The sequence below is a fragment of the Ruminococcus sp. N15.MGS-57 genome (assembly GCF_000980385.1).
In the GTDB taxonomy this organism is placed as follows: Bacteria; Bacillota; Clostridia; order Oscillospirales; family Ruminococcaceae; genus Hominimerdicola; species Hominimerdicola aceti.
Window position 1 is genome coordinate 1 of sequence record NZ_LARF01000038.1, and the last position, 20445, is coordinate 20445.

General features: G+C 43.0%; 20 protein-coding genes. 4 read left to right on the plus strand and 16 right to left on the minus strand.

Annotation, left to right across the window (positions count from 1 at the left end):
• Nucleotides 1-279 precede the first annotated feature (279 nt).
• From WS40_RS08280 to WS40_RS08315, 8 genes are all read right to left on the minus strand, one after another.
• Nucleotides 280-1683 carry a V-type ATP synthase subunit B gene (locus tag WS40_RS08280; protein WP_046441659.1) on the minus strand — a complete coding sequence of 468 codons (1404 nt, stop codon included), beginning with the start codon at nt 1681-1683 and terminating at the stop codon, nt 280-282.
• On the minus strand, nt 1680-3443 hold the full coding sequence (locus WS40_RS08285) for a V-type ATP synthase subunit A (RefSeq protein ID WP_046441660.1): 1764 nt from the start codon (nt 3441-3443) through the stop codon (nt 1680-1682). The genes WS40_RS08280 and WS40_RS08285 overlap by 4 nt, the downstream gene beginning before the upstream one ends.
• Nucleotides 3444-3456: 13 nt before the next feature.
• Nucleotides 3457-4038 carry a V-type ATP synthase subunit E gene (locus tag WS40_RS08290; RefSeq protein ID WP_046441661.1) on the minus strand — a complete coding sequence of 194 codons (582 nt, stop codon included), beginning with the start codon at nt 4036-4038 and terminating at the stop codon, nt 3457-3459.
• Nucleotides 4039-4057: 19 nt separating this feature from the next.
• Complete coding sequence (locus tag WS40_RS08295; RefSeq protein WP_022287029.1) at nt 4058-4366, minus strand: V-type ATP synthase subunit F; 309 nt, start codon at nt 4364-4366, stop codon at nt 4058-4060.
• Between the two features lies 1 nt (nt 4367).
• Nucleotides 4368-4817 carry an ATP synthase subunit C gene (locus WS40_RS08300; protein WP_022287030.1) on the minus strand — a complete coding sequence of 150 codons (450 nt, stop codon included), beginning with the start codon at nt 4815-4817 and terminating at the stop codon, nt 4368-4370.
• Nucleotides 4818-4963: 146 nt separating this feature from the next.
• Nucleotides 4964-6910 carry a V-type ATP synthase subunit I gene (locus WS40_RS08305; RefSeq protein WP_046441662.1) on the minus strand — a complete coding sequence of 649 codons (1947 nt, stop codon included), beginning with the start codon at nt 6908-6910 and terminating at the stop codon, nt 4964-4966.
• Between the two features lie 32 nt (nt 6911-6942).
• The gene (locus WS40_RS08310) at nt 6943-7989 is read right to left on the minus strand and encodes a V0D/AC39 family V-type ATPase subunit (protein WP_046441663.1); all 1047 of its coding nucleotides are present in this window, start codon (nt 7987-7989) and stop codon (nt 6943-6945) included.
• A 33-nt stretch (nt 7990-8022) separates the two neighbouring features.
• Nucleotides 8023-8334, minus strand: coding sequence for a hypothetical protein (locus WS40_RS08315; protein ID WP_038672679.1), 312 nt, complete (start codon nt 8332-8334; stop codon nt 8023-8025).
• 300 nt (nt 8335-8634) lie between these two features.
• Between WS40_RS08315 and WS40_RS08320 the strand changes: the two genes are divergently transcribed.
• Together WS40_RS08320 and WS40_RS08325 are read left to right on the plus strand one after the other, a co-directional pair.
• Nucleotides 8635-9081, plus strand: coding sequence for an ACT domain-containing protein (locus WS40_RS08320; RefSeq protein ID WP_022287034.1), 447 nt, complete (start codon nt 8635-8637; stop codon nt 9079-9081).
• A gap of 52 nt (nt 9082-9133) precedes the next feature.
• Nucleotides 9134-10372 carry a homoserine dehydrogenase gene (locus WS40_RS08325; protein WP_022287035.1) on the plus strand — a complete coding sequence of 413 codons (1239 nt, stop codon included), beginning with the start codon at nt 9134-9136 and terminating at the stop codon, nt 10370-10372.
• Between the two features lie 45 nt (nt 10373-10417).
• Here the strand turns inward: WS40_RS08325 and WS40_RS08330 are convergent, their stop codons facing one another.
• Together WS40_RS08330 and WS40_RS08335 are read right to left on the minus strand one after the other, a co-directional pair.
• Nucleotides 10418-10879, minus strand: coding sequence for a hypothetical protein (locus tag WS40_RS08330; protein ID WP_046441664.1), 462 nt, complete (start codon nt 10877-10879; stop codon nt 10418-10420).
• 44 nt (nt 10880-10923) lie between these two features.
• The gene (locus WS40_RS08335; protein ID WP_038672685.1) at nt 10924-11397 is read right to left on the minus strand and encodes a hypothetical protein; all 474 of its coding nucleotides are present in this window, start codon (nt 11395-11397) and stop codon (nt 10924-10926) included.
• 120 nt (nt 11398-11517) lie between these two features.
• Between WS40_RS08335 and thrB the strand changes: the two genes are divergently transcribed.
• Nucleotides 11518-12405 carry a homoserine kinase gene (gene thrB / locus WS40_RS08340; RefSeq protein ID WP_022287036.1) on the plus strand — a complete coding sequence of 296 codons (888 nt, stop codon included), beginning with the start codon at nt 11518-11520 and terminating at the stop codon, nt 12403-12405.
• Nucleotides 12402-12944, plus strand: a complete 543-nt coding sequence (locus WS40_RS08345; RefSeq protein ID WP_046441665.1) for a DNA-3-methyladenine glycosylase I — start codon at nt 12402-12404, stop codon at nt 12942-12944. The genes thrB and WS40_RS08345 overlap by 4 nt, the downstream gene beginning before the upstream one ends.
• A gap of 121 nt (nt 12945-13065) precedes the next feature.
• Here WS40_RS08345 and WS40_RS08350 read toward each other — a convergent pair whose 3' ends face one another.
• The 6 genes from WS40_RS08350 to WS40_RS08375 form a co-directional block, all read right to left on the minus strand.
• Entirely contained in the window at nt 13066-13746 is a 681-nt protein-coding gene (locus tag WS40_RS08350) for a ribulose-phosphate 3-epimerase (RefSeq protein WP_022287038.1), read from the minus strand.
• A gap of 29 nt (nt 13747-13775) precedes the next feature.
• A complete protein-coding gene (locus tag WS40_RS08355) occupies nt 13776-15635 on the minus strand; it encodes a CDP-glycerol glycerophosphotransferase family protein (RefSeq protein ID WP_278340081.1) in 1860 nt (619 codons plus the stop codon).
• Between the two features lie 110 nt (nt 15636-15745).
• On the minus strand, nt 15746-16819 hold the full coding sequence (locus tag WS40_RS08360) for a galactitol-1-phosphate 5-dehydrogenase (RefSeq protein ID WP_022287040.1): 1074 nt from the start codon (nt 16817-16819) through the stop codon (nt 15746-15748).
• Between the two features lie 14 nt (nt 16820-16833).
• Nucleotides 16834-17538: an IspD/TarI family cytidylyltransferase gene (locus WS40_RS08365; RefSeq protein WP_046441666.1), complete on the minus strand. Its 705-nt coding sequence runs from the start codon at nt 17536-17538 to the stop codon at nt 16834-16836.
• Nucleotides 17539-17649: 111 nt separating this feature from the next.
• The gene (locus WS40_RS08370; RefSeq protein ID WP_046441667.1) at nt 17650-18828 is read right to left on the minus strand and encodes a CDP-glycerol glycerophosphotransferase family protein; all 1179 of its coding nucleotides are present in this window, start codon (nt 18826-18828) and stop codon (nt 17650-17652) included.
• A gap of 524 nt (nt 18829-19352) precedes the next feature.
• The coding region (locus WS40_RS08375) for a hypothetical protein (RefSeq protein ID WP_325208495.1) at nt 19353-20445 on the minus strand (1093 nt) is incomplete at its 5' end.

The window sequence follows — 20445 nt, forward strand, 5'->3', positions numbered from 1 at the left end:
TCTTTTCTCAACTTTGTTCATTTTGCCTATTGATTTTTCTTAGCAGGTTTCTATTATATCACTGTATATAAATAAAGTCCAGTAGGGGCGAACATTGTTCGCCCGATTTTTTCTTTGTGAGCCGTTTTATTCAGCATTGAAATAGTGATGTTGCAAATAATTACAAAATCGCAAACAACAATATTGTGAGTGACGACAATATCATAAATAACCGCAATATTGTGGAATAACGGGCGAACAATGTTCGCCCCTACATAATTATTTGTGCGGCACTGAATTTTAGTCCTCTGCAAAAAGTGCCTTAGCTTTTTCGGCACTGTAATAATGCTCCAGATGTTCTTCGTCAACACGGTCAAGCTCTGATTTCGGCAGTGTGGAAAGCAAGCTCCAGCCTAGGTCGAGAGTTTCATCTATGGTGCGGTTCACGTCAAAGCCTTGGTCGATAAAATGCTTCTCAAAAAGCGTGCCGAATTTAAGATAGGCTTTATCGGTATCGGAAAGCTCCTCCTCACCGATAACGGAAGCAAGGCTTCTTGCGTCCTGCACCTTTGCATAGGCTGCAAAAAGTTGGTTCGACACCATTTGGTGATCTTCCCTTGTATAGCCCTCGCCTATGCCGTCTTTCATAAGTCTTGAAAGGCTCGGCAGGATAGAAACAGCAGGATAAACGCCTGTTTGGTCGAGGTTTCTGTCAAGAACTATCTGTCCCTCGGTGATATAGCCTGTAAGGTCAGGGACAGGATGGGTGATATCGTCATTTGGCATGGTGAGTATCGGTATCTGCGTAACAGAGCCTTTTGCACCCTTTACAATGCCTGCTCTTTCATAGATAGAGGCAAGGTCGGAATAGAGATAGCCCGGATAGCCTTTTCTTCCCGGTATCTCCCCCTTTGATGAGGAGAACTCTCGCAAGGCTTCGGCATAGGAAGTCATATCTGTGAGGATAACGAGAATATGCATATCATGCTCAAAGGCAAGATATTCGGCACAAGTCAGGGCACATCTTGGAGTGAGGATACGCTCTATGATAGGGTCGTTTGAAAGATTCAAAAACATTGCGACCCTTTGCAAAACGCCTGTTTCCTCGAAACAGCGTCTGAAATAATCTGCAACGTCGTTTTTTACGCCCATTGCTCCGAAAACTATTGCGAAATCCTGTCCGTTTTCGTCGGCGATTTTCGCTTGCCTTACTATCTGCACGGCGAGCTTATTATGGGAAAGTCCCGAACCTGAGAAGATAGGGAGTTTCTGACCTCTTATAAGGGTAGTAAGGGCGTCTATGGAGGATATTCCTGTGTTTATATAGTTTCGAGGATATGTTCTTGAAACAGGGTTAAGGGGCGAGCCGTTTATATCACGGTATTTTTCGGGGAAGATCTCCCCCAGACCGTCGATAGGCTTGCCTGCTCCGCTGAATATCCTGCCCAGCATTTCGGTAGACAATGCAAGCTCCATAGGCTTGCCCTGAAAGCTTGTGGTGGTATTAACAAGGGAAAGTCCTTTTGTTCCCTCGAAAACCTGCAAAACGGCTCTGTCTTTTTCCACCTCTACAACTCTTGCAAGGCGTCGTGTACCGTCATCAAGTTTTATTTCCGCCATTTCGTCATAGGAAATGCCGCTTACATGGTCAAGTGCAACGAGCGGTCCGTTTATTTCGCTAAGACCGATATATTTTACGTTCACGCTCCTGCACCTCCTGTCAAAGCCTCCATATCGGCTTTCATATTCTTTCCGTATTCGTCAAAAAGCTCTATTTTATCGTTCGGTATATCATACTTGACTTTGATAAGCTTTTCTATCCAGCCGCAGCCTATTATTTTATCAACGTTCACGCCCTGTGAAAGTGCTTTCTTTGCAAGGGCATAGAAATCTGTGATAAGCTTCATCATGCGGTACTGCTTATCAAGGGGGACGTAGGTATCGTCCTTATGATAGGCATTTTGCTGCAAAAAGCCCACTCTTACGGCTCTTGCAGTTTCGATAAGAAGCTTTTGATCGTCAGGGAGGACGTCAGTACCCATGAGCTTAACTATCTCCATAAGAGTATTTTCCTCAACGAGGATATTTGATATCTCCTGTCTGACTTTCATGAAGTTCTCATTGACGTTTTTATTATAATAATCGGCAAGGTCTTCTGCATACTCGGAATAGCTTGTGTTCCAGTTTATTGCAGGATAATGTCTTGCATAGGCGAGAGATTTATCAAGCGCCCAGAAGCAACGTACAAAACGCTTTGTATTCTGTGTGACAGGCTCGGAAAAGTCAGAGCCTTGGGGCGAAACTGCTCCGATTATAGTAACAGAGCCTTCCTTGCCGCCCAGAGTTTCAACATAGCCTGCACGCTCATAGAACTCGGAAATTCGTGACGGCAGATAGGCAGGAAAACCTTCCTCGGCAGGCATTTCTTCAAGTCTGCCTGATATCTCACGGAGAGCTTCTGCCCAACGTGAGGTAGAGTCTGCCATAATTGCGATATGATAACCCATATCACGGTAATACTCGGCAAGGGTTATGCCCGTATAGATAGAGGCTTCACGGGCAGCGACAGGCATATTTGAGGTATTTGCGATAAGCACTGTTCTGTCGGTAAGCGGTCTTTGTGTTTTCGGGTCGATAAGCTCTGAGAACTCCTCAAGCACCTGCGTCATTTCGTTTCCACGCTCGCCGCAGCCTATATAGACGATTATATCTGCATCACACCATTTTGCAAGCTGGTGCTGGGTCATGGTCTTGCCTGTGCCGAAGCCCCCAGGGATAGCGGCTGTTCCGCCCTTTGCAACCGGCAGAATAGTATCAACGATACGCTGACCTGTTACCAACGGCTTTGTAATAGGCAGGCGGTTTTTGCATGGTCTTGATGTTCTGATAGGCCATTTCTGGCAGAGGGTAAGCTCCTCTACTGCACCGTTAGGGGCTTTTATTTTTGCCACAACGTCATTTATTGTATAGTCGCCGTTTTCGGCAGTCCATATGACCTCTCCGCCTTTTGACAGAGGGGAAAGCATACACTTATGTGTGATAAGTGGCGTTTCGGGGCAGGTGCAATAAATATCCCCTGCGGAAAGCTTATCCCCTGTTTTCACTGTCATTGTAACGGGATACTTTTTCTCTGTATCAAGCGAGCTTACGTCTGCACCGTCAGCGATAAATGCGCCTGAGACTTCTTCAAGCTTTTTGAGAGGTCTTTCTATGCCGTCGAAGATGTTATTTATTATACCGGGACCGAGGGTTGCGGACATTGGTGCGCCTGTTGAGGTAACAGGCTCGTCAGGCATAAGCCCTGTTGTGCCCTCATAGACCTGAATGGTGGTAAAATCGGACTGCACTCTTATGACCTCGCCGATAAGACGCTTTTTGCCCACATAGACCATTTCCTGCATGGCAAAGCTTTTCGTATCTGCAACCTTTACTACAGGTCCGTTTACCGAATATATTTTATCCATAAAAAACTCCTTATTACCCAAGCACAAGCTCGGCTTTTTCAGTAAAGGCTGAACGCTGCCCCTCAAATGCTGAATCAAAGGTATAATCAAGTGCTATACCAATATCCTCATAGACCATGAGCATACCGCCAAGCTCTATGGAATCTCGGCTTTTTACTTCAAAGTCTGCAAGGTCAGAGGCGTATTTCATATCCTCAGGTGAGAGGTAGATAACGCCCTTATGCTCGGGATAGGTCTGTTTGCATTTTTCGGCTTTTTCTTTTAGCCAAGACTTATAATCTCTGCTTGCTTTGAAAGTCGCAAGCCTGCTTTTTACGTTGTCAAAAACGCTGTCTATAAGCTTTTCTCTATGGCAAAGCACGTTTCTTTTAGCTTCAAGCTGTTTTGAAGATATTTCCCTTACGGCTCTTGCCTCCTCGGTCTTATCTGTGGAGGCTTTTTTTGAGTCTGCGAGGCTTTGTGCTTCTATTTTCGCCTGAGCAAGCTCGTTTTCACGCTGTTTATCAGCGGCTTCGGTTATGAGCTTTGCCTGCTTTTCAGCGTCCTCAAAGACAGCCTGCTTGAAGCGTTCAAGTTTTATCGTCTGATTTTCCATTACTAAACTCCTATCAAAATCACAGCTTTATTCCCACTGCTTCTGCGAGATAGTGGGAAATGGTATCAGATATCTTTGATGTGGCATGGCGGTCTGGTATTTCAACTATGAGGGGCGTTTCTCTTGTGAGCTTATAGTCATAGACCTTTTCTCTGCACTGCTTGACTGCAAGCTCTGTCATAAGCACAACGCCAACGTCCTTCATTTCCATAGCCTTATCAAGTGCGTTTGACACCTCCTCGGAGGTATGCACCACAACGCCCTCGATACCTGAAAGTCTCATGCCCATCTGGGTATCTATATTATCGCTGATAAGATAAAATCTCATGTTAAATGCCCAATGCAGTGCCTACGTTTGAGATTATAAGGATAGCGATAAGAAGTCCATAGAGGGCGATACCTTCGCCAAGAACAACGAAGATAAGAGCCTTTACAAAGTTCTTAGGGTCTTCTGAGGTTGCACCGATAGCGGCTGGAGCGCCTGCGGCAACGGCTATGCCTGAACCTACGCAGGAAAGTCCAACGGCGAGGGCTGCTGCCAGGTAGCCAAGGCCTGCGCCTGTTGAAAGGGCGGCCTTAACGCCCTCCTCGCTTGCGGCTGAAACAAAATTACCTACAGGGACGATAAGAGCGCAGAGCATTATGCCTGCAAATGTACAGAGATTACCGATAAAAGCACCCTTTGGTGATCTTCCGTTCTTTATTTTCTTTGCGGTGAAAATGAATGGTACACAAAGAAGTGCGACTGCTATAAGTGGAAGCAAGAAATAGATAAGCATAGTTGATTCCTCCAAAAAAAATTATTTTTACTTTAGATTTTACGAATTACATTGTACGGGTATGGATAATGGTCGGGGTAAAATGCCCGTCACGGCAAGTGACCGAACGATGTTCGCCCCTGCAAAACAATACCACAAATTTGATTTCATTCTGTTTGTGCGGTAAATTTTACACCAACAGGCTCGAATGGTTTTCCGCCGCCCTCATAGAAACGGGAGAATATCTCATAAAACTCAAGTCTGATTATCTGAATGGCAACTATCATGCCCTCCATTACCATTACAAACAGGTTGCCAAGCACAAGCACGAATGGCTGTGCGGCGGCGGAACACATTTCCATAAGGGTCATTACCACTAGCATCATGCCTGCGTGGGAGAGGACAAATCCGCCCACACGGAGAAATGACATAGTATTTGAAACATAGCTCAGCAGGAACTCGAACATTTCAAAGAAGTTCTCAACTATAAAGTTGCCAACGGTCATTTTTTCCTCGTCCTCGGACAAGCGCCACTGTTTATACTTCACGGCGATAGAGAAAGGTGTTCGGCAGAATATGCACACCAATGGTATTACGATAAGGAAGATGACGAACGGAGCGGACATGACTTTTACATCGAACATGAGCGTTCCAACAAGTCCTGCCGCAACGGAGCTATAGAACACAAGTCCTGCAATGCCGTTACAGCCGAAAATGGCTTTTTCGTAATCCTTATTTTTAAAGCCGATATAGATATTGAGTATCATTGAGATAACGATAAGTGCCACACCTATGGCAACGGCAGTTATGAGGATAAAGTTCGTTTGCTTGAAAACCTTTAGGGGCAGGAAGTCAAGTCCTATATTCTCAAACACAGGGTCTAAAAGCTCTTCATAACCGAAGAACGAGCCATAGAGAGTGCCGAATATCATACTTGATATGCCAAGGCGTGTGACAAGACCGCTTATTTTTGCTCCCAGCTTTTTCTTCAAGGCAAGTCCGCCTAGAACGATAAGAAGTCCTTGTCCCAAGTCGCCGAACATTATGCCGAAAAGCAGAGTATAGGTTATTGCCACGAAGGCTGTCGGGTTATAGCCTTTATACTCAGGCAGACCATACATTTCCACAAGCATTGTGAAAGGTCGGGTCAAAAAGTTGTTTTTAAGCACTGTAGGCGGCTCACATGAGGCGTCTGCGTCAGGTGGGAGATAGACCACTGACACTGAACGCATATCCTCGAAAAGCTTATCAAAGCGGTCTTTTTCCTTTTCGGGGATAAAGCCTTTAAGATAAAACTTATCGTTTAGTGCGGCGGCATTTCGCCGCAGGTCAAAGGTATCGTGGATAAACCTTAGTTTTGAAAAAGCTTTTTGCAGTTCAGGCTCTGCTTTTGCGGCAAGCTCGTTTATCTGCTCGTTTATCTTTGCGTTCTCAACTGTATCTGCGTCTATAGTTTGTTTTAGCTTTTCCAAGGCTTCGTCTGCGTCGCCTGATACATAGGACGGTATCCGTATCCTTTCAAAATACATTGAGTGGAAGATATCATCAACACGCTGTTTATCACGTTCAGGGACGAAATACATTCCCCAGCAGAAGCTTTTTCCCGTTTCAAAGGGGACAAAGAAGAAATTCTCGTTATAATAGTCAAGCTTCGGCAGGTTATCCACAGGCAGCTTTCCGATACGAACGGAAACATACTTCATTGAGAAAAGCTGCTGAAAGTCGCTGTGCATACCTTTCAGGTGGTCTATTTGTCTGACCGCCCCTCCAAGCTCTGAGATACGCTGAGTAAGCTCCAGCCGCTTTGTATTAAGCTCACTGAAAGGGGTATTATACTTTTCAAACAGGGAGTTAAAATCCTGCGGAGCTGACAGGTCACAGTCAGTAAAATCAGTTTCCTTTAGAGTTATACCAAGCTGTGCGGAAAGCTGGGCAAGCTCTTTCAGAGGTCGGTCATACTCATTTTTCTCGCTGAGGGGCTTCATTGCGCTGTCGGGAGAATTGCCAGCAGGCTCAATATGAAAACAGCCGCTTTCACAGCACCTTTTCAAGGTCGCATCAAGCTCGTCCATAAGACCTGCTATATTCACAAGGGACATTTTTTCTATAGCCAATCACATTATCTCCTTTCCTGAGAATTTACCGCTCAGGCGGTGATGATAAGATCCTTTTCAACTGCCGAGGGGTCGGCGTTATATCTTATCGCTTCGATTATATGCACGATGTTCAAGGCTTCCGTACTGCACAGTTTCATAAAGGCATAGAGGGAAACTGGTGCGGCGGTGCTTTGGGCGAGGATATGAGAAAGATAGGCAAACTGTGAACTTCGGACTATACTTTCGATATATTCAGAGGTCTGTTTGCAACCCTTTGAATACTTTGATCTTTTCACCCATTCGAGCATATCTTCGGGGCTTTCAAGCTCATAATACTTATCAAGTCTTTTAACTGAGCCTGTGCCTGTTTTTATTCTTATCTGCCGTTTTTTTATCTCCTCGGGGGAGTAGCCAAAAAAGGCTTTCATACGGTAGGCGTTTATTATGTTAAGGCAATCTATCTCTCGGCTTATCATTTCTGAGAGCTGTTTGCTTTGCATTTCGGAAAAATCGTGCTTTGCGGTATTTAAAAGCTCGGTATAATAGGCTGTTCTCAGCCTTAGCTCGCACTCGGTATAATCCGCTGAGCCGTCCTCCAAAGGCGGTATTTTCACCAGTATCTTATAATACGGTGTATTTCTTAGTATTTTAAGAAGCTGTTCATAGTTCTCGGCTCGGCTCATTTCAAGAAGGCTCACCTTTGAATGTTTTATGACATAGCCGGGAAGGTCGTTAAGGTAAGAATTATCAAGCCCTGAATTTATATTGTTTATCATGGACAGAATACATTCTATCTCCTTGCTTTTTATAAGGAAGTCATAAAAAGGCAGTTTATCAAGCTCCTGAAATCTGCACAGGCGCATATAGGTATTGAAATTCTCTCTTTGGAGAAGCGCCTCCACAAAACCTCTATGGACGGTATTAGGGTCAACGTCACGGAAAGCGTCTTTATATCTGGCTGAATGTGCAAGATAGTCTGCGGCTTCGGGGACTGTTCTTCGCATGAGCATTTCATGATAGTTCTCTTTAGTAAACATTCTTCCGTGGATATATTTTATTTTCGCCACTGTTCCGTTGGCAGACCAACTGTCAAGCATATTTTTCAGCCCCTTTCACGGAGAATTTTTGCTCTACTTCGGAGAGATGATATTATCAAATATCTCCTTCTCCCACTGAGTATGTTTTTCTTCAAATATTTTATCGAGAACCGTTGTTTTCTCGTTCTGTGCGGAAGTTATCTTTTCGCTTTCGGTATTTATACGCTCTGTGACCTCTTTGGCTTTCTGCGTTTTATAGGCTTCGGCTTCTTTCAGGGCGTTTTCTTTCAGCTCCTGCGCTTCTTTCACTGTGCGCTCCAGCAGTTCGCCGCTTTCCATATCTGCTTTTTCAAGCTTGCCTGCAGCGGCTTTATCTGTTTGCAGTATTTCTGCTATCATATCCATATTATTCTCCCCTTTCAGGCAGGATAGTTTCATAACATTAATTGTACACCTTTTTGTCTTAAATAGCAAGTTTGAAGGGGTACAAAGCCATACTTTTTATATATTTTGCACTATCCATATGACTTTTCTTTGGACAAATTGCTCTATGTGTAATGATTTTAGTCAGAATACACATTTTATTTTACCCTGAATTTGAAAAATTAGTTGAATATCTGCGGTCAGGTCACTTGACAAAAGGGGACAAAAGTGGTAAACTTGTATTTATCACGCACACATCTGTACTTTGGAGGTGGACTAAAATTGGAGAACGGGCAAAACAAACTTGTTATCGTAAGCTCTGAGGTGCTTCCTGACATTGTGCTAAAGGTGCTTGCCGCAAAGCGCATGAGGGCAAGGGGCGAAGTTTCCACCTCATCGGAAGCCTGTCGCAAGGTGGGGATATCGAGGAGCGCATACTACAAATACAAGGACTCCGTATTCAATTATGAAGAACAGCTCACAAACAACATCGTTTCGGTATACTGCATACTGAGAGATGAAAAGGGAGTGCTTTCCTCCATTATATCACGGCTTTACGAGCTGAACACGAATATTCTGACCATAAACCAGAATATCCCTATCGACTCGGTGGCGACGGTGACATTCTCGGTAAGATTTGAGCATGACGCACTTAGCACCAACGTGCTTACGGAGGAGCTTTCTAAAGTTCACGGCGTTGTGGAAGTCAAGATAATATCGGGAGAGTAAGGGCAAAATAAGATTTTAACAATATATAATTTATTAGGAATGAGGATTTTTTATGTGTAAAGTAGCAGTTATCGGTTATGGCGTTGTAGGCTCTGGTACAGTGGAGCTTTTTATGAAAAACCGTGAATCTATCTCAAAAAAGGTCGGCAAGGAATGTGACATCAAGTACATTCTTGATCTGAGGGATTTCCCTGATTCTCCATTTGCAGACAAAATGATAAAGGACTTCAACATCATTCTCAATGATGCCGAGGTAGAAGTAGTAGCCGAGGTAGTAGGCGGAACGACTTTCGCTTATGACTACACAAAGAAGCTTCTTGAACACGGCAAGAGCGTTGTTACATCAAACAAGGCGCTAGTTGCAGAAAAGGGTGCAGAGCTTCTTAAAATAGCAAGGGAACACAACTGCAACTATCTGTTCGAGGCAAGCGTTGGCGGCGGTATACCTATCATCAGACCGCTTAACAAGTGTCTGGCAGGAAACGAGATACTTCAGATATCAGGTATCCTCAACGGAACGACTAACTTCATTCTTACAAAGATGATAAAAGAGCAGATGTCATTTGACGATGCGCTGAAAATGGCTCAGAAGCTTGGTTACGCTGAGGCTGACCCTACGGCTGACGTTGAGGGCGAGGACGCTTGCAGAAAGATCTGTATACTTGGCTCGCTTGCATACGGCAAGCACATTTATCCTGAAATGGTACACTGCTCAGGCATAACAAAGATCACACTTGATGATGTTGAATATGCTGCAAACGCAGGATATGTTATAAAGCTTATTGGTTCTGTAAAGAAGCTTGATGACGGCAGAGTGAGTGCTATCGTTTGTCCTAGACTTGTGCCAAAGTCAAATCTTCTTGCGTCTGTTGACGATGTATACAATGCTATCAGCGTAACAGGCGACGGCGTTGGCGACGTTATGTTCTACGGACAGGGTGCAGGAAAGCTTCCTACAGCTTCTGCGGTAGTGGGCGACATTATCGATTGTCTGAAGCATCATCACAGAGTGCTTGCGCTTACATGGGAAGATTGTGATGACAAGAACTTTGTTGCACCATACAAGGATATGGACGTTTCAATGTATGTTCGCATAAAGGCTGAAAATGCTGAGGCTCTAAAGTCTTCTATTTCTGAGATGTTCGGAAAGCTCATGTATATAGAGCGTTCGGGCAGGACAGAGAACGAGCTTGCGTTTATCACGCCGAACATGAAAGAGGCTGACATTGACGCTAACCTGACTATCCTTTCACACTCCGCTGAGATCGCAAGCAAGATAAGGATATACTGATAAAAAACAAGAAGCGGCGGATCAAAACTCCGCCGCTTTACATATTTAATCACGATCATTTAGTTTGAGATATGCTATCCAAACAGTGCCGTTCTCATTAATAGACATCAGAGCAAAAGGCTTGCCGTCCAAAGGTTCATTCTGATTATAATAGACCTTTGCATTATCACGAAGAATGGTGACCCTAAAATTCTCTGTTAAGCCACTGCAATCAATGCATTGTGTTGTTTTTCCAACATACTTATAGTCTTTTAACTCGGCTGTATCAAAGATCAGTCTGTCTTCAGGATTGACCGCAGGGATATACAGATCGCCCTCATAATACATATACAATGGACACATATCAGCTCCTCTGACCTCTGTTGTTTCCTCTGTGCTCTCCTCAGTTACAACACTCTCTGTTTTAACATATTCGGAGTCTATTCCGCTGTCATTTTTGCTTTTTGAACACGAGCAAAGACATACTGCCAGAAATGCCAGAATAATAACTGCTGTTTTCTTTTTCATAATAAGTCCCCCTCAAAGAAATCAATTGCGTTTATTACAGTATGTTATTCACTGAGCAAATTCATATAATAGAGGGTGGTTTGTCCGTTTTCTTCAAAGGCAATTATAAACGGGTCGCTGTCATCTGCTTTGTCAGGGTCATGGTAGACCTTGGCGTTATCAGGCAGTGAAGTCACATCAAAGTCTGACTTCATATCACCGATGTTAAAAAATTCGTGGGTGTTTCCTACGAACTCATAGCCGTTCAGCCTTTCGGTCATCTTATCGTCTGTTGACATAAGAGTTTCTTCGGCTTTGTAAAGTGAGGTATATGTTTTGCCCTCATAGTACATATACGGCGGCGGAGTGTCTGCCACAAGCTCTGAGGTGGTTGGGGTGGTGGTCGTTGTTGAAACTGTTGTCACCGCTGTTGTTTCGGTCGGTTTTTCGGACGAGTTGTTCTGTTCTTCGTTTTTACTGCATGAACAAAATGCACAGAGACACAATGCACACAGAGCGATAATTATTTTTCTATTCATTTGCTCGCCCCCCTTTCTTTAACTAAAGGATAGCATAACATTGACTAATTGTCAATTGATGTAAAATACAATTTTAACTGCGCTTATTCGTACATTTTTACATATAAAGGAGTTTTCACCATGATAAAAATACAGATACCTGCCACGTCGGCTAACCTTGGCGCCGGTTTTGACGCACTGGGTCTTGCGCTCACTTACTACAACTACATTGAAATGGAGGAGTGCGACAAGATAGACATTACGGCTGCGGACGGGCTTGACATTCCTACGGACGAGAGAAACCTTATTTACATTTCTGCCAAAGACCTTTTTGCGGTATGCGGAAAAAAGCTGGAGGGACTTAAACTTATACAGACAAGCAACATTCCTATGGCGAGGGGACTTGGCTCGTCCTCTGCCTGCATAATCGCAGGACTTGTGGGGGCAAACAAAATGCTTGGAGATCCCCTCACAAAGGACGATCTTGTTGACCTTGCGGCACAGATAGAGGGTCACCCTGACAACACTGCGCCTGCACTTCTTGGCGGAATTGTGACGGCGGTATTTGACGGAAGAAAGGTACACTGGGTAAAGCAGGAGGTTTTCACAAAGCTGAAATTCGTGGCGATAATACCTGATTTTGAGCTGAAAACTGAGGAAGCGAGGGCTTGTCTGCCTAAGGAAGTTTCACACAAGGACGCAGTTTACAACCTTTCCCGTGCGGCGCTTTTCTCGGCTTCGCTTCTTACGGGCAAGTTTGAAAATCTGAAAACGGCAGTTGATGACAGGCTTCACCAGCCTTACAGAATGGCGCTTATACCCCACTGCAAGGACGTTTTTGACATTGCGTACACTCACGGTGCATATGCGGCATACATAAGCGGTGCAGGTCCAACTATCATGGCTATTGTAGATGAGAGCAATCAATATTTCGCAGGCAAGATGAAATTTTCTCTTGACAATGCAGGGCTTAAAGGCTGGCAGGTAAAGGAATTTCACATTGACAACGAGGGTACGAAGCTTATATGAACAGGTGCAAATGGTGCGACCTGAAAAATCCAAAGTATGTGGAATATCATGACAAGGAATGGGGCGTTCTCAGGACTGATGACAGCTATTTGTTTGAGATGCTTGTGCTGGAGTCTTTTCAGGCTGGGCTTTCGTGGGAGTGCATACTGAACAAGCGTGAGAATTTCCGCAGGGCTTATGATGACTTTGACCTTGATACGGTCTGTGGATATGACGAAGAGAAGATCGCAGAGCTTTGCTCTGACAGTTCTATTGTGCGAAATAAGCTGAAAATTAGGGCGAGTATTTCTAATGCAAGAATATTTCGGGATATTGTGAAGGAGCAGGGGAGCTTTTATGATTATCTTTGCAAGTTTACTGACGGAGAAATATTGTATGAGTGCGATAAAACTACCAACGAATGGTCAGATAGGATATCTGAAAACTTGAAAAAGCGTGGAATGAAGTTCGTGGGAAGCGTGATAATATATTCGTTTTTGCAGGCGGTGGGAGTGATATATTCCCATGATAGGGAATGTGGACTTTATAGAGAAAAATAAAGTAAAGATATAGGCAAAGCGGTGTCGGAGTGGAAACTCTGCACCGCTTTTTCGTATTCTCATAAACAATGTAAAAACCGCCCTGCACAATGCATACAGAGCGGCTGCATTTTTCAATTTTTTATTCCATAGGACAAATATTTTTGCGGTTTTCGGCTATCCTTTCGTCTATACCCTCTACCTGCGGCTTAACAAGGCTCGATGTTCCTGCAACAAACATTCTTGCACCTGCTTCGTAAAGCTTGCGGCAGTTCTCGTTTGACATATTGCCGTCAGTTTCTATGATGATGTCCTCGTGGCCGTTTTCGTCAAGCCACTTTCTAAGACGTCTTGCCTTATCCACCGTGTTAGGCACGAGCTTCTGTCCTGCAAAGCCAGGGTTTACTGTCATGACAAGCACACCGTCTATGAAGTCTACGGCTTCCTCTACCACACAGATAGGTGTGCCGGGATTGATAGCCAAGATAGGCTTTGCACCGATAGAACGGAGATATTGCAGGCACTTTGCGATATGTTTTGTGCTTTCATAATGCACTGCCGCATAATCGCCCTCTCTGATATCAAACCACTGGAGCCTTTCCTCAGGCTTTTCTATCATGAAATGAAAATCAAATGGGATATCCGTCAGATCACGGAGCTGTTTTACATAATCAGGATAAAGTGTGAAATTCGGCACAAATGAGCCGTCCATTACGTCTATATGGAGATATTCGATATTGTTGCGCTTAAAAGCGTCAAGATATTCCTTTATCTGTCCCAGATGGACGCACATCATTGAGACTGATATCATACCATTGTCCATACTGATCCTCCTGTTTCTATTCATCTTTTTTATCTTATGCTGTTATCTTCAGGCTCAATGCCCATGATAAGCTGGTCTATTACCCTGTCGGTGGACTTGCCGTCTGTATATTTGAAGTTCTTCTTTATGAAGCCCTCCATTTTTTCAAACTCGTAATCCTTATCTCTGAGAGCGGTCATAAGCTCATCAAAATCGTGGACGATCTTACCAGGAACAAGTTCCTCATACGGCTCATAGAAATCTCTTGTTGCTTCATAATACTTTTGGTCGAAAGCAAAGAAAAGCATTGGCTTTTTAAGCAGTGACATCTCATATATGATAGAGCTGTAGTCTGTGATAAGCACGTCAACTATAAATAGAATATCATTTACCTCTCTGTAGTCGGAGGCATCAAGTATTCTGTGAGCATACTCGTCAGGTATTTCGATACGCCTTTTTACAAACGGGTGGAGCTTTACGATAAGAACGGAATCCGTTTCATCAAGAAATTTACCCCATGCTGTAAGGTCAAGCTTATCAAATGGGAAATGAGCATTATTTGCGTTATTTCCTCTGAAGGTCGGCGCATACATATAAACTGTTTTTGCAGTTTTGCACTCAGGGAAAACTTCCAGCATCTGCTCTCTTGTTTTGGCTTTATATTCGTCATCAAAGAAGATATCCGTTCTTGGGATACCCACAGGATAGAACTTCTTTTCGTCGATAGCGAAGCCCTCTGCATGGTGGAGCGCAGAATGATAGGAGCTTACAGGAACGTGGGTATAGCACTTATGCACCCTTGTATTGAACGGAGGTGCGCCCGGCTTGCCCAGTCTTTCAAAGCCCAATGACTTGAACGCTCCGCAGGCGTGCCAAACCTGAAGCACCTTGACGTTCTTAGGATAATCCACAAGGTAGATGTCAGGGTAATAATCATCTATAAGAATGATATCGGAGGTTGCAAGATAGTAGACGAACCTTATCATGGCAGGTATCGACCTATTGACAGTGATACTTGCTTTGAAGTCAAATCTGAACTTATACTTGCTGTCAAGTCCTCTTTCTATCATTCGGTCATAGATGACCTTTTCGTTTCCGCCTATCTCGGCTCTCGAACCGCTGGCAAAGAGGATAATATCCCCGTTTTTCTTAGCAAAATGCTTAAAGAACGAGAACGCCTTTTTAAAGCACCATATCTTTAAGCCGTAAACATCTCTTATGATAAGCTTCTTACGGTTTTGAAGCTTCTTCTCAATACGCTTTGGCAAGGTCTGGGAAGGCTTAGGCTCTTTATAGGTGACGGCAAGCTTATATTCGAGTGTATCCATATCGCTTGCAGACTTGGCATAGAAAAGGTTTTCTGCGCCTCGTCTGAGCTTGAAGTTCATAGGGTTCGCCTTTGTATCGTCCTCTATAGTTTCCACTTTATCGGATATGATACAAGGATACTCGTTCGTAAGCACCTGTTTTGACAGGCATCTGCCATCGTTATCATAGGTGAGCTTGAGAAGCGTACTGCCACTGAGGACATAATCCACTGTATCTGTTGATATCTGCGGTTTATTCATGCCCTTATACTTTGTGAATATTTTAAGGTCATAGTCGCCTGTGGCGATAGGAGCTTCGTTATTGGCGGACATTATATTCACTGTCAGATGAAAATGAGTTCCGCTTACTTCAAAATGCTGGGCAGGGAACATACAAGTTCTATCATGTGTGACAAATCTTGCTGACAAGTTTTCAAGCTCGTCTTTTTCAAAGCCCACAAGCTCGCCCTCGATATGGAGGATAACTCTCTTGAACTCTACTCTTGTAAGCTCTGCGAATTTTTTGTTTCTCTCTTTTAATCTCTCAATAGTCTTTCTTCTGTTCCCGTATATCTCTTCAAATTCGGGAGTCATATTATCCATTTAAAACTATTCCTTACTTTCCGCCGCTTTTATAGCTTCCCTCAACTTTCATTTCAGGTCTTGAAAAGCGACTACAAAATTTTTACTCAAATTTACAAACAGCAGACTGTTTAATCATCAAATGTGAACATTACCTTTAAGGTGAACTCGCCTGTGTTTCTGATAGCGGAGAATGCCTTTTCGTTCTCCTCTATTGTGAATGTATGTGTGATAAGATCGGCAAAGTTTACGTCGCTATGCTCGAAAACTTCAAGGGCTTTCTTCCAATCGTTCACTCTGCTGTTATAGCTGGAATTCCATGAGCCTTTGACTGTTATCTGCTTTCTCAGTATTGACCAATAGATATTCTTAGGCAGGATAAGGTCTGTTGACGGGTTGCCAACGAGAACGATACTGCCAAGAGCGCCTGTTGACTCGATAGCGGAAGCGATAGCTTCGTTTGAGCCGACAGCTTCAAATGTTACGTCTGCTCCGTCGATACCTATTATCTTCTTCACCTGTGCAGGGAGATCGTCAACGCTTGTATCAACAACGTCAAAGCCCAGCTTCTTTGCATACTCAAGCTTATTCTTTGAACGACCTGCGATAACCACCTTACCGGTCTTTGTTCTCTCTTTTGCAAAGAGGGCTATCATAAAGCCTATTGTACCTGTGCCTATGATAACAACGTTCTGACCCTCTTTGATGTCACCGATATTTACAGCGTGCATTGAAACAGCGGCAGGCTCGCAGAGCGCTGCAGTTTTATAATCGAGGGTATCGTCGAACGGAACTAAGTTCCATACTGGAACAACGAGGTACTCAGCCCATGCGCCGTCCTGTCTTGAACCGAAATAGCTATAGCCTGAGCATTGTGCATATTCCTCCATTTTGCAGGCTTTACAATGCTTGCAAGGGAGCATAGGGAACACGCAGGAACGTTTGCCGAGAAGGCTTTCGTCAACGTCATCGCCAACTGCAACTATCTGACCTGAAAACTCATGACCAGGTATGGTCGGGAAGTGGTAAGTTCCTGTTACAAAGCATCTTGGCATATCGCTTGAACAAATTCCGCACGCCTTTATTTTCAGCAATACGGTGCCTTTTTCAAGCTTTGGCACGTCTACCTCAGTTACTCTCAGGTCGCCCACGCCATAAAGCACAAGTGCTTTCATCTTTTCGGGTATGTTTATTAAGCTTTTCATAAAAAAAGTCCTTTCTATTTACCGCCAAGCAGCGTTCTGACAATAAGCAGGTCGCTGTCTGTTGTTATCTTGAAATTAATAGCGTCGCCCTCTATAAGGTGGATAGGCTGGTTATTCATTGTGCATATCTGCGAAGTGCCTGTGATGACTTTTTTCTGCTCCTCAGTGAGGTTATCCTGCATTTGGATAAAGTGGGCAAGGCGGAAGCTATCGGGAGCTTGTCCGCTGTAAAGCTCGCTTCTGACAGGGATATCTTCAACATACTCTCCGCCCTTTGAATGGAGGATAGTATCTGCACATGGAAGTCCGCAGACGCAAGCACCGTATTCTGCGGCACAATCTATGGAATCGTTGAGTATCTTCTCTGTAACGAAAGGTCTTACGGCATCGTGGATAACGATAACATCGTCATCATGAATTCCGTTATCATTTGTGATAGCGGTGGTGACATTATTTATAGTATCCATTCTTTCCTTGCCACCGAGGATCACCCTTACCTTTTCGCTTTCAGGAATATTCTTTTTCACCTGCTCGTTCATATAGTCCTTATAGTCCTTATGGACGGCGATATAGATATAATCAAATCTCTTTACCTTGAGCATATTTTCAAGGGTATAGATTATGATCGGCTTACCTCCGATCTCGATAAACTGCTTTGGTATTTTAGAGCTTTTAACTCTTGTACCTGATCCCCCTGCGAGCATTGCACCGTAAATCATAGACAAACTCCTTACTGATATTTATATTATAATAATGTATCTGACAAATAAATCATTGTGATACGCCGATAAAGTTTCGGCAGTCAACGGGCGAACGCTGTTCACCCCTACTTAGTATTCGCTGTTTTGTGACATAATATAATCGGCTATCCTTTCGGTAGAACGGCCATCGCAAGCGCCCATAAATCTTTCTCTGAAATCAGAAATGACAGTAGGGTCGGCTTTTCCCTGCTTTATGGCGTTTATAAGTGCCTCATTGGTCTTAACTATTGGTCCCGGGAGGAAGCTATAGTCATAGGGATAATAAAAGCCTCTATAGTCATAGAACTGGTCAAGGTCAAAAGCGTAGAATATCATAGGTCTTTCAAAGAGCGAATATTCAAAAATAAGCGAAGAATAATCGGTTATGCACATATCGGCAGTAAAAAGAAGATCCTCGATAGGCATATGTTCTGTTATATCAAAGGCGAAGTCCTGACAATCCTCGGGGATATCCCACTCCTTTTTAACAAAGCCGTGTCTTTTTACAAGAAGCACCCACTCGCTGCCGAAATTCTCTTTAAGGGCTTTTATATCCAGCTTTTCGGGGATATAAGCCTTATCAGCGTCCCCACGATAGGTCGGGGCATAGAGCAGGACTTTTTTATACTGTGCGTTCGGGCAATTCTTATAGAGATTTTCAAAGGCTTTCACACGATTTTCCTCTTTAAAGAAAAAGTCGGTACGAGATACGCCTATTGCCTGCACGCTATTATTATCAAGGTCAAAACCGAAAGCTTCCTTGAAAGCCCATATGCACTCTTTACTGCTAACGGTACAAAGTGTATAGCTTGTATGGGCAGGGAACTTTCTCAATTCTTCCAGCGACTCGCCGAAAGAGAGGTCGGTGATACTTTCTCCCCACTTTTTGAAAGCTCCGCAGGAATGCCATGTTTGAATGACCTTTGTGTCTTTTCTGAACTTAAAAGCGCCGAACAGATTACAGGTATCGTTAAGCAAAACGCAACCCACGTTTCCCATTAGCCAAGTAAGCTTCAGATATCTCAGCAGATAGCCCATTCCGCCCTTATTATTATGGACGTAATAGACCTGCGGATCAAGTCCTCTGGTCTTTATCTCCTCATAGATATAGCGGAAGCTATCCGTCAGCGTACCGCTTCTTATCTCGGCAAAGATGACCTTGTTTTTTCTCAAAGGTCTAAGGCTTGACACTTTATAGCAAAGGGGATATACTCCTTTGAACATTATGATCTTGGCGGTGTTTCTGACCGCCTGTTTTAAACCGCTCATTTCTCACCCTACATTATATCATATTATGCGCCGTTTGTCTACACTTTAACAAATAACAGGACACTTTTGCGGCACATCTCACAAAAAAGCTTATTTTCTGAGCTTTATTATGCTCATTTTAACGTATGCACAACGCTAAAAAAGTTCTCTTGTGTAGTATTATAGTGCAGAACGGGAGAAGTGTCAAGGGGGTATTTGTAATTATGTAAAATTATTTGAATAATGAAAGTGAGTGTGAAAAAGGCTGTGAACGAGTTGCGTTCACAGCCTTGGGGTATCGTATTATTCCCACTCCTCAAATCGCCCTCTAGACTAAACAGTTTTGTTTAGGAAATTCAAGCTGTGGTATCTCAATTATACATTTTGTTCTGTATTGTACTTGGCTGCTGATGCTCCGTTATCATTTTGTTAGCACGTTTGATAATGAGCTGTGCAACTTGTGGAGGCAATATGTGCCTGGTGGCTTGCTCCTTATTTGGTATTATAGCGCAGATTTTGGGGGTGTCAAGTGCAGTTCAAACATATTAAATATTCAAGTCAGTATCGGGATTAGTGAACGAATCTTCAACTGTTGTTTTTATTTTTATAATCTCATCGTAGCACTTTTTTTTCGTTTCAAATGCCTTTTTAAGAGGAAGTATGAAACTATCTCTTATATAATCAGATATTTCAGGTATTTTAAAATCATTAAAGAAATCCGCTCTTAAATGTAGCATTGTTGATGCAAGCACAAACCATTTTTTGAAATAGGATTTTCCGTACTTGCTTGTTAGCAATAAGAATAACCAATATCTTTCGGTTTCGTTTTCAGGTCTGTACTTTACTAATCCACTTGAAATGATTATTTTATCGTCCTCTTGAATAATAGCAACTTCACCTGGCTTTCCATCTTTGGTAAAAATGATATCACCGCATCTAATTTCTTGTTCAAGTTGATATATAGTTGATTCAGCACTATAACAATCAGGTTCATAATCAACATCAAAGTTCATTATATCACTTGTTTTTATAAACGGAACACCATCTTCCAAATAGTTTTCGCTTCCAATCTCGTCACCTTTTTTTATAGCTTCAACATTAAAACCTGTAACTGTGCGATCACCAATTACTGAGCTGATAGTTTCATCAACGTCAGGTCTATAATAATTGGGGCAAAGCATACATTTGTCAAGTGTGCTTGGAGATACTGAGAAACCGAATTGAGCTTCATCGGAGAACGGCAAATTATTCTTTGTATCAAAGGCTTCAATAATTTTTTTTATCTCCTGGATAGAAGTATAGTAGTTATCAAATGCCTTAATATACCTTTCCATTAGCAAGTCGTATTTTTTTTCATACTTCATTACTTTTAATTGAGCAATTTTACCTTGATTCAAATATTTTTGTTTAGTAATCGAGTATGATCCTCTTACTTGTATTCTGTTGATCTTTGAATTCAGATATATTGTTAGAAAGGCAGCTTCTTTAGGTGTAGCTGTATGAATCACAACACTATTCTGACTCATATTCATTTCAGATATTGTTGGTGGGCACATAGCTGCTTTACCCATAAATTTACCTGTCATCGTATAGATAATATCGTAAGGATGGGTAATTGATCTCTTAATAGTAGTGTTA

Bases quoted from the DNA above. Each gene is read 5' to 3' on its own strand.
- WS40_RS08285 (WP_046441660.1), bottom strand. From the start codon at position 3,443: ATGGATAAAATATATTCGGTAAACGGACCTGTAGTAAAGGTTGCAGAT.
- WS40_RS08290 (WP_046441661.1), bottom strand. From the start codon at position 4,038: ATGGAAAATCAGACGATAAAACTTGAACGCTTCAAGCAGGCTGTCTTT.
- WS40_RS08295 (WP_022287029.1), bottom strand. From the start codon at position 4,366: ATGAGATTTTATCTTATCAGCGATAATATAGATACCCAGATGGGCATG.
- WS40_RS08300 (WP_022287030.1), bottom strand. From the start codon at position 4,817: ATGCTTATCTATTTCTTGCTTCCACTTATAGCAGTCGCACTTCTTTGT.
- WS40_RS08310 (WP_046441663.1), bottom strand. From the start codon at position 7,989: ATGCTTGACAGTTGGTCTGCCAACGGAACAGTGGCGAAAATAAAATAT.
- WS40_RS08315 (WP_038672679.1), bottom strand. From the start codon at position 8,334: ATGGATATGATAGCAGAAATACTGCAAACAGATAAAGCCGCTGCAGGC.
- WS40_RS08325 (WP_022287035.1), top strand. From the start codon at position 9,134: ATGTGTAAAGTAGCAGTTATCGGTTATGGCGTTGTAGGCTCTGGTACA.
- WS40_RS08330 (WP_046441664.1), bottom strand. From the start codon at position 10,879: ATGAAAAAGAAAACAGCAGTTATTATTCTGGCATTTCTGGCAGTATGT.
- WS40_RS08335 (WP_038672685.1), bottom strand. From the start codon at position 11,397: ATGAATAGAAAAATAATTATCGCTCTGTGTGCATTGTGTCTCTGTGCA.
- thrB (WP_022287036.1), top strand. From the start codon at position 11,518: ATGATAAAAATACAGATACCTGCCACGTCGGCTAACCTTGGCGCCGGT.
- WS40_RS08345 (WP_046441665.1), top strand. From the start codon at position 12,402: ATGAACAGGTGCAAATGGTGCGACCTGAAAAATCCAAAGTATGTGGAA.
- WS40_RS08350 (WP_022287038.1), bottom strand. From the start codon at position 13,746: ATGGACAATGGTATGATATCAGTCTCAATGATGTGCGTCCATCTGGGA.
- WS40_RS08355 (WP_278340081.1), bottom strand. From the start codon at position 15,635: ATGGATAATATGACTCCCGAATTTGAAGAGATATACGGGAACAGAAGA.
- WS40_RS08360 (WP_022287040.1), bottom strand. From the start codon at position 16,819: ATGAAAAGCTTAATAAACATACCCGAAAAGATGAAAGCACTTGTGCTT.
- WS40_RS08365 (WP_046441666.1), bottom strand. From the start codon at position 17,538: ATGATTTACGGTGCAATGCTCGCAGGGGGATCAGGTACAAGAGTTAAA.
- WS40_RS08370 (WP_046441667.1), bottom strand. From the start codon at position 18,828: ATGAGCGGTTTAAAACAGGCGGTCAGAAACACCGCCAAGATCATAATG.